The 12516-nt window shown below is 73.8% G+C and carries 13 protein-coding genes; 8 read left to right on the forward strand and 5 right to left on the reverse strand.

The window, feature by feature from the left end; translation table 11 throughout:
- The first annotated feature begins 57 nt into the window (after positions 1-57).
- The gene (locus ELR47_RS13725) at positions 58-1299 is read left to right on the forward strand and encodes an MFS transporter (protein WP_205745256.1); all 1242 of its coding nucleotides are present in this window, start codon (positions 58-60) and stop codon (positions 1297-1299) included.
- A 26-nt stretch (positions 1300-1325) separates the two neighbouring features.
- Here the strand turns inward: ELR47_RS13725 and ELR47_RS13730 are convergent, their stop codons facing one another.
- Positions 1326-3476 carry a DEAD/DEAH box helicase gene (locus tag ELR47_RS13730; protein WP_130650409.1) on the reverse strand — a complete coding sequence of 717 codons (2151 nt, stop codon included), beginning with the start codon at positions 3474-3476 and terminating at the stop codon, positions 1326-1328.
- Between the two features lie 332 nt (positions 3477-3808).
- Between ELR47_RS13730 and ELR47_RS13735 the strand changes: the two genes are divergently transcribed.
- Positions 3809-4054 (forward strand): acyl carrier protein, encoded by a 246-nt coding sequence (locus tag ELR47_RS13735; RefSeq protein ID WP_130650410.1) that lies wholly within the window; start codon positions 3809-3811, stop codon positions 4052-4054.
- Positions 4055-4129: 75 nt separating this feature from the next.
- Here ELR47_RS13735 and ELR47_RS13740 read toward each other — a convergent pair whose 3' ends face one another.
- Entirely contained in the window at positions 4130-4537 is a 408-nt protein-coding gene (locus ELR47_RS13740; RefSeq protein WP_130650411.1) for an NYN domain-containing protein, read from the reverse strand.
- Between ELR47_RS13740 and ELR47_RS13745 the strand changes: the two genes are divergently transcribed.
- Together ELR47_RS13745 and ELR47_RS13750 are read left to right on the forward strand one after the other, a co-directional pair.
- Positions 4536-5396 carry a dienelactone hydrolase family protein gene (locus ELR47_RS13745; RefSeq protein ID WP_440588486.1) on the forward strand — a complete coding sequence of 287 codons (861 nt, stop codon included), beginning with the start codon at positions 4536-4538 and terminating at the stop codon, positions 5394-5396. The genes ELR47_RS13740 and ELR47_RS13745 overlap by 2 nt on opposite strands.
- A gap of 137 nt (positions 5397-5533) precedes the next feature.
- Entirely contained in the window at positions 5534-6340 is an 807-nt protein-coding gene (locus tag ELR47_RS13750) for an SDR family NAD(P)-dependent oxidoreductase (RefSeq protein WP_130650413.1), read from the forward strand.
- A 49-nt stretch (positions 6341-6389) separates the two neighbouring features.
- On the opposite strand, the gene ELR47_RS13755 is transcribed toward ELR47_RS13750, so the two are convergent.
- Positions 6390-6773 (reverse strand): SRPBCC family protein, encoded by a 384-nt coding sequence (locus ELR47_RS13755; protein ID WP_205745257.1) that lies wholly within the window; start codon positions 6771-6773, stop codon positions 6390-6392.
- 93 nt (positions 6774-6866) lie between these two features.
- Positions 6867-8348: a potassium/proton antiporter gene (locus ELR47_RS13760; protein WP_130651396.1), complete on the reverse strand. Its 1482-nt coding sequence runs from the start codon at positions 8346-8348 to the stop codon at positions 6867-6869.
- A gap of 276 nt (positions 8349-8624) precedes the next feature.
- Here ELR47_RS13760 and ELR47_RS13765 point away from each other — a divergent pair, with 276 nt between their 5' ends.
- The gene (locus tag ELR47_RS13765) at positions 8625-9806 is read left to right on the forward strand and encodes a M14 family zinc carboxypeptidase (RefSeq protein ID WP_130650414.1); all 1182 of its coding nucleotides are present in this window, start codon (positions 8625-8627) and stop codon (positions 9804-9806) included.
- Positions 9807-10025: 219 nt separating this feature from the next.
- Entirely contained in the window at positions 10026-10814 is a 789-nt protein-coding gene (locus ELR47_RS13770) for a transglutaminase-like domain-containing protein (protein WP_130650415.1), read from the forward strand.
- Here the strand turns inward: ELR47_RS13770 and ELR47_RS13775 are convergent.
- Positions 10811-11161, reverse strand: a complete 351-nt coding sequence (locus ELR47_RS13775; protein WP_130650416.1) for a PGPGW domain-containing protein — start codon at positions 11159-11161, stop codon at positions 10811-10813. The two genes, ELR47_RS13770 and ELR47_RS13775, sit on opposite strands and share 4 nt — an antisense overlap.
- Positions 11162-11341: 180 nt before the next feature.
- On the opposite strand from ELR47_RS13775, the gene ELR47_RS13780 reads away from it, so the two are divergent.
- Both ELR47_RS13780 and ELR47_RS13785 read left to right on the forward strand, forming a co-directional pair.
- The gene (locus ELR47_RS13780; protein WP_130650417.1) at positions 11342-11839 is read left to right on the forward strand and encodes a DUF2243 domain-containing protein; all 498 of its coding nucleotides are present in this window, start codon (positions 11342-11344) and stop codon (positions 11837-11839) included.
- 82 nt (positions 11840-11921) lie between these two features.
- The gene (locus tag ELR47_RS13785) at positions 11922-12506 is read left to right on the forward strand and encodes a DinB family protein (RefSeq protein ID WP_205745259.1); all 585 of its coding nucleotides are present in this window, start codon (positions 11922-11924) and stop codon (positions 12504-12506) included.
- Positions 12507-12516 lie beyond the last annotated feature (10 nt).

A 12516-nucleotide genomic window follows, 5' to 3' on the forward strand; every position in this document is an offset into this window, starting at 1 on the left:
GGGGACCGGCGGCCACGGCCGCCGGTCCCCGGCCACGTCGGCGCTACGGTGCGGCCGGTGACCCTCTCGACGCTGCCACCCGACCCGCCCGGACGTTGGCGGGCACTCGGGTCGCTGGCCACCGCCGAGTTCCTCGCCATGGCGACCTGGTTCTCGGCCTCGGCCGTCGTGCCCGAGCTCCAGCTGCGGTGGTCGCTGACGCCGGCCGGCGCCGCGCTGATGACCGTCGCGGTGCAGGTCGGCTTCGTGGTCGGGGCGGTGCTCAGCGCCACCCTGTCCCTGGCCGACGTCTTCCCCGCGCGTCGGGTCGTCGCGGCCGGCGCGGCCGGTGCGGCCGCGGCCAACCTCGGCCTGCTGGTGGCCTCCGGTGCCGGCACGGCCACGCTGCTGCGCTTCGCCACCGGGCTGTGCCTGGCGGCGGTGTACCCGCCGGCGATGAAGGCGATGTCGACCTGGTTCCGTCGCGGGCGCGGGCTCGCCCTGGGCATCATGGTCGGTGCGATCACGCTCGGCTCGGCGCTGCCCCACCTGGTGCGCGCCGTCGGTGGACTGGACTGGCGGGTGGTGATCGTCACCACCTCCGCCGCGAGCCTGCTCGGTGGCGTGCTCGCGCTGGTCGGCCGTGACGGACCCTTCCCGTTCCCCCGGGCCCGGTTCGAACCGCGTCAGGCCCTGCGGGTGCTCGCCGACCGCGACGTCCGGCTGGCGTCGTACGGCTACTTCGGGCACATGTGGGAGCTGTACGCCATGTGGGCGTGGGTGGCGGTGTACCTCGCCGCATCGTTCGAGGCCTCGGGGGCGTCACCGACCGCGGGAGCGAGGGCCGCGTCGTCGGTCGCCTTCGCCGCCATCGGTGCCGGCGCGCTCGGCTCGGTCCTGGGCGGCGTGCTCGGTGACCGCTGCGGGCGGCCGCTGGCAGCCTCGGTGTCCCTGGTCGCCTCGGGGTCGGCCGCCGTCGTCGCGGGGCTGGTCTGGGGTGGGCCGCCCGCCCTGGTGGTGGCGGTGGTCGTCTTCTGGGGCCTGTGGGTGGTGGCCGACTCGGCGCAGTTCTCGACGCTGGTGACCGAGCTGGCCGACCAGCGCTACGTCGGGACCGCCGTGACCCTGCAGCTGGCGCTCGGCTACGTGCTCACGGTCCCCACGATCTGGTGGGTCCCGTTGCTCGTCGAGGCCGTGGGCTGGCGGTCGGCGTTCCTGGTGCTCGTGCCGGGGCCCGTGGTGGGCACGGTGGCGATGCGCACGCTCGCGCGACGGCTCGGCGACGGCCGCCTCGACGCCGCACGATCCGGTTCCCGGTGACCAGCCACGCGTCGTCCGAGCGACGGTCAGCCGGCCGTCGTGGACGACAGCACCAGGGGCAGGACCGGGCCCGCACCCTGCTCGGCGAGCAGGACCGTGGCGACGGTGAGCGTCCAGCCCGACACGGTCACCGCGTCGACGAGCAGCACCGGCCCGTCGGGCACCGGGCCGGTGACCTCCAGCGTGTCGAGCGCATTGGCCGCCTGGTGCGCCGAGTTGGCGAAGCTCGACTGCGGCGGGGTGTCGCGCGCCTCGAGCACGTCGTGGCGCACCGGCAGTCGGCCGAGCTCCCCCAACCGGTCGGCCACCGCCCGGGTCAGCGGCCCGTGGGTCGCCGAGGGGACGGTCACGATCGTGCGCGGTCGTTGCGGCCAGTCCCAGCGGGCGAGCAGCTTCACGCACCCGTCGACGACCTCCGCGAACGCCTCGGACGACACGGCGTCCTCGGCCCGGCCCTCGCGGGCGAGCGTGAGCAGGTCCGCCACGGCCTGCCCGTACCCGGACGGGTCCGTGCCGGCCAACGCCCGACCGGGCGCGGCCTGCAGGTCCTTGGCCAGGTTGCCGCGACGGTCGTGTCCGAGCCGGTCGAGTCCGCTCGGCCAGCGCCGGCGCGGCAGCACCGGCAGCTCGCGACTGCGCACGTGCTCCCGGGCGGCGGCGAGCACCTGCTCGTCGAGTGCGACGTCGAGCGGACGGCCCGTGCACCGGCCGCAACGGCCGCACGGCTCGGCGGCCGGGTCGTCGAGCGCCGCGGTCAGCAGCTGCATCGAGCACTCGGTGGTGGCCGGGTCGAGGTAGCGGCGCATCACCTCGTGTTCGGCGCGGCGCCCCTCGAGCAGTCGCTCGTAGCGGGCGTCGTCGTGGGTGTAGGGGTGGCCGGTCGCGAGGTAGCCGCCGTCGACCCGCCGCACGACCCCCTCGACGTCGAGCACCTTGAGCAGCAGCTCGAGGCGGCTGCGACGCACGTTGACGGCGGCTTCGAGCGCCGGCAGCGACCGGGGCCGGTCACGGTCGAGGGCGCCGACGATCTGGTCCACCTCGGGCTGCGTGGGGATGCCGGCGACGTCGAAGTGGTGCCACAGGCGCTCGTCGGTCGGGGTCGGCAGCACCACGATGTCGGTGGGGTGCCCACCTCGACCCGCGCGGCCGATCGCCTGGTAGTAGGCGACCGGCGACGAGGGCGCGCCGAGGTGGACGACGAACCCGAGGTCGGGCTTGTCGTAGCCCATCGACAGCGCCGTGGTCGCCACGACCCCGGCGAGCTGGTTCGCCTTCAGCGCGTCCTCGAGCTCGGCGCGCTGCGGCGCGTCGAGCCGGGAGGTGTAGGCCGCGACGTCGTGGCCGAGCTCGCGCAGGAAGGTCGCGACCCGTTCCGCCTCCGCGACCGTGAGGGCGTAGACGATGCCGGCCCGGCCGGCCGGGGCGTGGTCGGCCAGGTAGCCGGCGATCCAGGCCAGGCGCTGCTCGTGGCCGCGCAGGTCGACGACGTGCAGGGCGAGGGTGTCGCGGGCCAGGGCCCCGCGGAGCACGGTGACCGGGACCTGGTCGCCGTCGGGTCGGCGGGCGAGCTGGTCGGCGACGTCGGTGACGACCCGGTCGGTCGCCGTCGCCGTGCAGGCCAGGACGGGCACGTCGGTGTCCCGGGCGGCGACGAGCTGGTCCAGGACGTCGCGCAACCGGCGGTAGTCGGGACGGAAGTCGTGGCCGTGGTCCGAGATGCAGTGCGCCTCGTCGATCACCAGCAGCCCGATGCTGGCCACCAGGCGGTCGAGGATCTCCGCGCGGAAACGGGGGTGGTTGAGCCGTTCGGGCGACACCAGCAGCAGGTCGACCTGCCCGTCGGCGACCTGCTGTTCGATGGCCTTCCAGTCGTCGACGTTGGTCGAGTTGACCGTCTCCGCCGTGAGCCCCATGCGCCGGGCGGCGGCCAGCTGGTCGCGCATCAGCGCCAGCAGCGGGGACACGATCAGGGTCGGGCCGGCCCCCTCGTCACGCAGCAGCTTCGTGGCGATGAAGTACACCGCCGACTTGCCCCACCCGGTGCGCTGGACCACCAGCGCGCGGGCCCGGGCGTCCACCAGCGCCTGGATCGCGCGGCCCTGGTCCTCGCGCAGACGGGCGTCGGGTCCGGCCAGCTGGTGCAGGAGCGTCTCGGCGCGCTCACGGGTGGTCGCCACGGCATCGGCCTCGGGTCGGGTTCGTCCCCCAGCAAAGCGGATGACGGTGACCTCCGTCGGCGACCGTCCACAGGCGGCGGCTCCACCGTCCCGACCCGGACACCGATGACCCGCGGTGGCGCCACGCCCGCCTCGCCCACCTCGCCCGCCTCGCCCATATCGGGCACCCGGTCCCTCGATCCGGCCGGAGCGGACGGTGGCCACGTCCGGACCCGCCCGGCGGAGTCGGTGACCACCCGACGGGGCCCTCGGTTCCGCACCCGCCTCCGACCACCTTGGCTGTGGGTCGGCGGGTCACCGCGTCCCGCCGACCGACCGACGAGGAGACCACGATGGCCACCGGTGAGACCGGATTCGCCGACGTCACCTACGACCTGATCTCGGTGCAGTACCACGCGCTGAAGGCCGGGCACGACTACGGCCAGTACGTCCGCGACGCCAAGAACGCCGGACTCGACGACCTCGCGTCCTTCTTCGAGCAGGTGATGGAGGAGGACTCCGAGCGTGCCAAGCGCTGCCACGAGTTCCTCAAGGAACTGATGACGAGCGACGACGACGCCGGTCCGGCCGTCGACTGACGGTCCCCGCACCGTCGCGCACGAATCGCGCTTCCACGGTCCCGGTGTGCGTGTCGCCCCTCGACGGGCCACGCGTCACCGGGACCGATGCCGTCCGGGCCGGTCGAGCTCGTCCCACAGCTGGCGCGGGCCGGTCACCGTCGCGCCGAGACGGCGGACCCGGTCGGCGAGCTCCCGGTCGGCGGTCACCACCTCGAGCTCGATGTCGTCGGCCGCGGCCACCAGCGCGACGATGAGGTCGTCGGCCGCGTTCCGGCCGCCGTGCCCGGCGTAGCGGACCTCGAGCAGGCCGTGCCGGCCCTCGGGAAGGGCCTCGGAGGCGGTCCCGTCCACGACCAGCACGACCTCGACGTCGACGGCGGCGGCGGCGGCCAGCGTCCGCAAGCGGTCCGCGAGCCGTCGCACGGCCGCGGGCCGGTCCTGCCACCAGCCGTCGGGCCGGCTGCCGACCACGTTCATCGCGTCCACGAAGCGGATGCCCATGCCGCCCACCCTACGCACCTATCGTGCCGTGGCGCCGAACCTCCGGCGCCGGCGACCGCCGCCGGGACGGCGAGGTGGAGAGCGAACCGTGGACACACCCGACACGAACGCACGCACGAGGGACGCGCACGAGGTGGACGAGCACCGCGTCGAGTACGACGCCGACGGGACCCGCCTGGTCGGCCATGCCTACGTGCCGGCGGACGCCGCGGGTCCGCGGCCGGCGGTCCTGGTGTTCCCCGAGTGGTGGGGCGTCACCGACTTCCCGCGACGTCGGGCCCGCGAGCTCGCCGCCGAGGGGTACGTCGCACTCGCCGCGGACATGTACGGCGAGGGTGCCGTGACCGACGACGTCGAGGAGGCCGGGCGCCGCTCGGCCGACACGCGGCTGGGCGCGGTCAGCCGGGCACGTTCGCGGGCGGCGCTGCAGACGCTGCTCGCGCTGCCACAGGTCGACGCCGACCGGGTGGCGGCCATCGGGTTCTGCTTCGGTGGCGACGTCGCGCTCGAGCTCGCCCGCGACGGTGCGCAGCTGCGCGGGGTGGTCGCCTTCCACGCCAGCCTCACGACCGGGCAGCCGGCCGCCCCCGACCAGCTGCGTGCCAGCGTGCTGGTGCTCCACGGTGCCGAGGACCCGCTGACCCCGCCCCAGCAGGTCGCCGCCTTCCAGGACGAGATGCGCGCGTCCCGGGCCGACTGGCAGCTGGTCGCCTACGGCAACGCGGTGCACAGCTTCACCAACCCGGAGGCCGACACGGCCGGGATCGACGGCGTTGCCCACGACGCGGTCGCCGCCCGGCGCGCGTGGCAGGCCCACCTCGCCTTCCTCGCCGAGGTGCTGGCCCCGCCGGCCGACTGAACGCCGGTGTCCGGCCCGCGCCGTCACGGGACCATCGACCCGGCGGGTGTGGTCGTCGTGCCCGTGTCGACAAGCGCGGCGACCGGCACGCTGGTCGTCGGGCGCCACCACGCGTGCGGCGCCGGGAAGGACCTCTCGTGAAGCTCGCAGGCAAGGTCGTCGTGGTCGTCGGTGGCGGCAACGGGATCGGACGCGAGGTCGTGTTGGAGCTGCTGCGGCGCGGTGCGCGGGTGGCCGCGGTGGACCTGCGCAAGGACGCGCTGGAGGACACGGTCGAACGGGCCGGCGCCGGTGACCGTCTCGCCACCTTCGCGCTCGACATCAGCGACCGCGAGGCCGTCGGGTTGCTGCCGCAGCAGGTGCTCGACACGTTCAGCCAGGTCGACGGGCTGCTCAACGTCGCCGGCATCATCCAGCCGTTCGTCAGGCTCGCCGAGCTCGACGACGCCGCGATCGACCGGGTCGTCGACGTCAACCTGTACGGCACGCTGTACCTGGTCAAGGCCTTCCTGCCCCATCTGCTCGCACGTCCGGTGGCCCACATCGGCAACGTGTCGAGCATGGGCGGCTTCCTGCCCGTCCCCGGCCAGACCGTCTACGGCGCCAGCAAGGCGGCGGTGAAGCTGCTGACCGAGGGGCTCTACGCCGAGCTGATCGGGACCCCGGTGGCCGTGTCGGTCATCCTGCCCGGTGCGGTCAGGACCGAGATCACCACCAACTCGGGGGTCGAGCGGCCCGGTGCCGCGGGCGCGGAGGGCAAGGCGTCACGGCTGCCGATGACCATGGCGGACGCGGCCGCCCGGATCATCCTCGACGGCATCGAGGAGGACCGGCTGCACATCTTCGTCGGCAAGGACTCCCGGGTGATGAACCTGCTCACCCGCCTCGCGCCGAAGCGGGCGACCCACCTGATCCAGCGTCAGATGCAGGGCCTGCTCGGCTGACGACGACGGCGTCGACGGACACCTTCCTGGAACCGCGCCCACCCGCCGGTCAGGCGCCGTCCGCGAGCCATTGCTCGATCCGGTGCAGCGCCACCCGGCACACCACCGTGTAGGCCGCGGCGAGGACCGGCACCTCGAACACCACCCGGCATCCCTCGGGATGTGCCTCGACACGGTGGCCGGTGGCCGGGACGCCCGCGACCCGCCATCGCCACCGGACCCCCTCGGCGAAGTCCGTGACCCGGAAGGGCAGCGCGACCCCGGCCAGGGTGCGCACCCGTCCGGTCGTGTCCGGACCGATCCGTGGCTCGGCCACCTCGACGCCGCGGATGGTGGGGCCCCAGTCGGGCCAGGTGCGGGTGTCGGTCAGCAGTCGCCAGGCGCGCTCCGGCGCACCGGGCATCACCCGGCCGACCTCGAGGTGGCGCAGCACGGCGACTCCGTTGGACGAGGTGGCGCGACGACCGTAGGCGACACGGACGGCCCGAACGGCCTGCTGACCGGTCGTCCGGCGGGACGACGGGACTCAACGGCGCGGATCCCCCTCCCCCCGGGCCCAGGCGGTCAGCCGGTCGATCGCCGGCCCGGCCCGCTCCACCGTCAGCAGGAGCACGTCGTCCACCTCGATGCGCGTGTCGCCACGCGGCACCAGCACGGCGTCGCGCCGGATGACCGCCGTGACGATCGTCCCGCCGGGAACACCGACCTCGGCCAGGCGTCGGCCGGCCAGGAACAGGTCCTCGGTGACGTGCACCTCGACGAGGTCGACCTCGATGCCCTCCAGCGGCAGGGCCTGGGCCACGGGCGCCCACGCCGGCGTCGACTGCTCGAAACCGAGGCGCCGAACGATCGGCAGCAGCGCGAGGCCCTGCACGAGTACCGACGAGAGCACCACGAAGAACACCACGTCGAAGACGAGCAGGGCGTCGTCGATGCCGGCCGTCAACGGAAAGGTGGCCAGGACGATGGGCACCGCCCCTTTGAGCCCACCCGCGCTCAGCAGGGTCCGTTCGCGCCAGTCGTACCCCTGCCCGAGGGTGCACAACCACACCGCCGCCGGACGGGCCACCAACGTCAGCACCGCGGCGACCCCCAACGCCCCCAGGGCGACCGCCGGGAGCCGGGCCGGGAACACCAATAGCCCGAGGACCAGGAACAACCCGATCTCGGCGGCGTTGGCGAGCGCCTCGTGGAACCCGAGGATCGTGCGCCGGTGGCGGGGCACGTAGGCGCCGACCAGCACACCGGTCAGATAGACCGCGACGAACCCCGAGGCACCGAGCCGCACGGCCGACCCGTAGGCCAGCACGCCCAGCGCGACCACCGCGATCGGGTACAGACCGTCGATGCCCAGTGGCAACCGACGGAGCAGCACCACGGCCAGCCCTCCGACGCCCACACCCACCACCGCACCACCCAGCAGCTGCATGCCCGCGAACGCGGCCCAGGTCCCGGGCGAGGCACCACCGTCGACCGTGGCCAGCAGTCCGACGGTCAGCATCACGGCGATCGGGTCGTTGGATCCCGACTCGACCCGCAGCAGCGCCGACACCCGCCTCGGCAGGGGCGTGGTGCGCATCATCGAGAACACCGCGGCGGCGTCGGTCGAGCCGACGACCGCGCCCACCAGCGCCGCGGTGACGACCTCGACGTCGAGCAGCAACCACACGCCCAGGGCCGTGATCCCGGCGGTGGCCGCGACCCCGACGGTGGCGAGCAGCAGGCCGGGGACCGCCGCCAACCGCAGGTCGGTCGGCTTGGTGGTCAGACCGCCCTCGAGCAGGATGAACAGCAGGGCCACCACGCCGGCGTTCTGTACCAGTTCGGCGTCGGCGAGGCTGACGAGGTCGAGCCCGTCGTCGCCGACCAGCATCCCGAGCCCGAGGAACAGCAGCGCCCCAGGTACCCGCAGGCGGCGCGAGAAGCGGGTGGTGAGGGCGGAGACGACGACGGCCGACAAGGTCAGCACGGCGGCGAGGAGCAGGAAGGCGTCCACGCCGAGCGTCATCTGCAAAGCAGCCGGCCTTCGTCGTCCTGGGCACCGCGGGCGCGGCCGCCGACGCTCCAGCATGCCAGTTCCCGGCTCCTCGTAGGGCCGGCGACGGACGGCCGGGCCGGGAGCGGCGACCCACCGGTCGGGTCGCCCGGGCCGTCGCTACCGGGTCGCCTCCCGGTCCCCTGTGCGGTCCTGGCACGTCAGACTGTCCCCAACGGACTAGTTCTCTAGCGTCCGACGCGCCGCTCCGGGCAGCCGGAGCACCCACACGCGAGAGAGACGCCACTGATGAGACGATTCTTGACCCTCGGGCTGGCCGCCCTGCTGGGGATGTCGGTCTTCGCACCCGCCGCCGGTGCGCAGAGCGCCGAGGCCGACTGCCGCAACCTGCCCACCACACCCTCCACGTCGGGGTGGACGGACTACGCCCAGCTCGAGAAGGAACTCGACCGGATCGAGCGGACCAGCCGTGGTCGGGTCGAAGTGAGCTCCATCGGGCAGACCCAGCTGGGCCACGAGATCTACGCGGCCCGCGTCGGCTCGGGCGACCAGGTCCTGCTCGTGACGGCCGAGATCCACGGCAACGAGAAGACCGGGCCGGAGGCGCTGCTCAGCCTGCTCAAGACGCTGGGCAGCAGCGGCAACCCGCAGGTGCAGGCGTGGCTCGAGGACGTGACGCTCGTCGCGATCCCGAAGTTCAACGTCGACGGGGCCGAGCGCAACCAGCGCCAGAACGTCTTCCCGTGGGCCGACGTCGTGGAGCAGTTCCCCCAGCTCGAGGGCGCTGCGCCGGCGTGGAACTACAACGCCCGCATCGGCGGCTTCGACGTCAACCGCGACTTCAACCCGGACCTCGACTACGAGCCACGGGCCGAGGACCTGCCGGGCGGCAACCTCGAACCGGGCTTCTACCTGACCAACGAGGCCCGCGCGCTGCGCGACCTCTACGTCGAGCTGCGCGACGAGTTCGGGCACGTCGAGGCCTACGTCGACCTGCACCACATGGGTCCGTGCAACCAGGTCGACGGGGACGGTCAGTACGTCTCGGTCGCGCTCGACTACCCACCGCTCGGCCCTGACGACAGCGACAAGTACGACGCCTGGCCGGCACTCGACCAGGAGCGCTCGCGCCGCTACGCCCTGGCCGCGGCCGAGGGCATGTTCGACAAGGCGGGCAATGGCAACGGGCAGAGCTCGCCGTTCTTCGGCGGCGTGACCCGCTACCTGCACCCCGAGTGGCGTGACCTGCCAGGGCAGGCGCGCTCGTCGTTCGCCCTCAACGGCACCTCGACCGTGCTGTTCGAGGTCCGCGGCCAGCAGCAGGCCTGGGGACAGAAGCAGAAGGGCATGTTGACCGCCGTCGTCGAGGCGGGCCTGGTCGGCATCGTCGAGCGGATGGCCGACGGCTCCATCGAGCAGATGGACGGTGACGACTTCTACGAGCTGCCGACCTACGGCTGGGACCAGTAGGACGTCGAGGTCCGACGGCGAGGGGGCGACGAGGGGGCGGCGCGCAGACCGCCCCCTCGCCGTGTCCCGCTCGTCGGGACCGTGTCGGGCGGTCCACTGGGCAGCGTCGCCGGCGGCGGGTGCCCCGGCGCCGGAACCCCCACCGGCGCGGCACCGGGCTACCGTCGGGTGCTCCACCCCAGCGAGCGACCGCTCGCGTGCAACCGACGTGAGGTGCTCGTGCAACGACTCGCCATCGACGTGCGTGCGTCCTGGAACGCCACGGCGGCGGCCGCCGGCCTCGTGCTCCTGCAGGTCGCCGACGCCGCCGGACAGACCCACGTCGCCGAGCACCTCGAGGTCGAGGGCGCCGAGGTCGAGGACCCCGGGACCCGCCCCGACGGGTCCCGGCCACTGCGCCTGCACGCGCAGGCCGGCACGGTCCGCCTGCACTACCGCGCCGACGTGGACGTCGCGCCGGCCGATACCGTCGGCGACGCGCCGCTCCCGGGCCTGGCCGGACTCGACCTCGACCTGCAGACCTGGACCCTGCCCAGCCGCTACTGCCCCAGCGACGTGCTGCGACCGATGGCCGTCGCCCTGTTCGGCGGCGGCCCGCACACCGGGACGCTGCTCGAGGACGTCCGGGCGTGGGTCGAGCGGGAGGTGGCCTACGTCCCGGGGTCCAGCGACGTGCACACCGCCGCCGACGAGACGATGCTGCGCCGAGCCGGGGTGTGCCGGGACCTCGCCCACCTGACCGCCACGCTGCTGCGGGCGCTCAACGTGCCCGCACGCCTCGTCGCCGTGTACGCGCTCGACCTCGAACCGCCCGACTTCCATGCGGTGGTCGAGGCCCACGACGGCACCGGCTGGCGACTGTTGGACGCGACCGGGCTCGCGTCGACCTCGACGCTGGCGCGGATCGCGACCGGACGCGACGCTGCCGAGATCGCCTGGGGCACCATCGACGGACCGATGAACTTCGCGGACCTCGCGGTGGAGGTCACCGACGGGACACAGGACTAGAGCAGGGTCCACGCGATCAGCGCGCCCGCCACGCTGGCGGACACCGCCCAGGTGAGGACCTTCACCGACGTCGGGGCACGGCGGTAGCGCTGCAGCACGTCGTCGCCGACGTCGACCCCCTCGAGCAATGCCCGGCGCGCCCAGCCGAACACGACCGCGAGCATGGCCATACCGAGCGGGACGACCACGGTGGACGGGCCCGGGAACACGATCATCGCCAGCCCGCCGAGCACCACGACGGCACCGACCGCGATCCACATCACGTGGAAGACCCGGCCGTGCCGGTCGTAGACGTCACGTGCCTCGTCGACCTTGCGGTCGGCGCGTTCGCGCGCCTCGTCTCCCACGCGGTCCTCCGCCCTCGTCCCGACCGGGAGGCTACGTGGGAGCCGGCCGCGGCGGACCCGGCCGACCGACGCGGACACGCCTCGTCCGTCCGGCCCGCCGCCGCGAACCGCCGGACACGACGCCGGCCCTAGGGTGGGAGTCGCACGGCGACCGGGAACACGCTTCGGAAGGGCCTGCGGATGGCCGCCGAGCCGACCACCACCGACACCGCCGACGGGCGGGTCTTCGTCGCGGGTGCGTTGACGTTCGGCTTCGGGTTGGGTGGGCTCGCCGACGGCATCGTGCTCCACCAGGTGCTGCAGTGGCACAACCTCGTCAGCAGCCGCGTCCCGCGCGAGAGCCAGGCGGCGCTCGAGCAGAACCTGTTCTGGGACGGCGTCTTCCACCTCGCCACCACGATCGTGCTCGTCGTGGGTGTCCTGCTGCTCCACCGCGGCTGGGAGCGGCAGGATCGGGCGACCGGGAACCTGGCGGCGCTGGCCGGCCTGTCGCTGCTCGGCTGGGGCGCCTTCCACGCGGTCGACCAGCTGGTGTTCCACCTGCTGCTCGACGTGCACGACATCCGCCAGGGCGTGGCGAACCCCGGGGTCTACAACTGGGGCTTCTTCGCCATCGGTGGCGTGCTGGCTGCCGCCGGCTGTCTGCTGCTACGGACCCGGGGACGCATCGGCCGGTGAACGGCGGACGTCGTCACGGGCGTGCGGCCGGGGTCACGGCCGCCACCTAGGTTGTGCCGGCCCAGCGAGACGGAGGACGCCCGTGGTGCCGGACGACGCCAAGCAGACCCTGCAGCGCTACCTGCAGGTCGCCCGCGACACGCTGCTGTGGAAGCTCGACGGGCTGTCGGAGTACGACGTGCGCCGCCCGCTGGTGCCCACGGGGACGAACCTGTTGGGTCTGGTCAAGCACCTGGCCGGCGTCGAGGCGGGCTACCTCGGCCTGGTCTTCGACCGGCCGTTCCCGCAGGAGCTGCCCTGGATGGCGATGGACGCGCCACCCAACGCCGACCTGTGGGCCACGGTCGAGGAGTCCCGCGACGACGTGCTGGGCCTGTACCGGCGGGTGTGGGCGCACGCGGACGCGACGATCGCGGACCTGCCGCTGGACACCACCGGGCGGGTCCCGTGGTGGGCGCCCGGCGGCGAGGAGGTGACGCTGCACCGCATCCTCGTGCACGTGGTGACCGAGACCCACCGGCACGCCGGCCACGCCGACCTGGTGCGCGAGTTGATCGACGGTGCCGCCGGGCTCCGCGCCGGCGCGGAGAACCTGCCCGACGGCGACGACGCCTGGTGGGACCGCCACCGACGACAGGTCGAGGACGCGGCGCGCACGTTCCGCTGACGGCCGCGGC

The sequence above is a fragment of the Egicoccus halophilus genome (genome assembly GCF_004300825.1).
In the GTDB taxonomy this organism is placed as follows: domain Bacteria; phylum Actinomycetota; class Nitriliruptoria; order Nitriliruptorales; family Nitriliruptoraceae; genus Egicoccus; species Egicoccus halophilus.

Coding starts and splice junctions, on each gene's coding strand:
- ELR47_RS13745 (WP_440588486.1), top strand. CDS start 4,536: ATGCCGCCCACCCTACGCACCTATCGTGCCGTGGCGCCGAACCTCCGG.
- ELR47_RS13760 (WP_130651396.1), bottom strand. CDS start 8,348: ATGACGCTCGGCGTGGACGCCTTCCTGCTCCTCGCCGCCGTGCTGACC.
- ELR47_RS13740 (WP_130650411.1), bottom strand. CDS start 4,537: ATGGGCATCCGCTTCGTGGACGCGATGAACGTGGTCGGCAGCCGGCCC.
- ELR47_RS13780 (WP_130650417.1), top strand. CDS start 11,342: ATGGCCGCCGAGCCGACCACCACCGACACCGCCGACGGGCGGGTCTTC.
- ELR47_RS13765 (WP_130650414.1), top strand. CDS start 8,625: ATGAGACGATTCTTGACCCTCGGGCTGGCCGCCCTGCTGGGGATGTCG.
- ELR47_RS13735 (WP_130650410.1), top strand. CDS start 3,809: ATGGCCACCGGTGAGACCGGATTCGCCGACGTCACCTACGACCTGATC.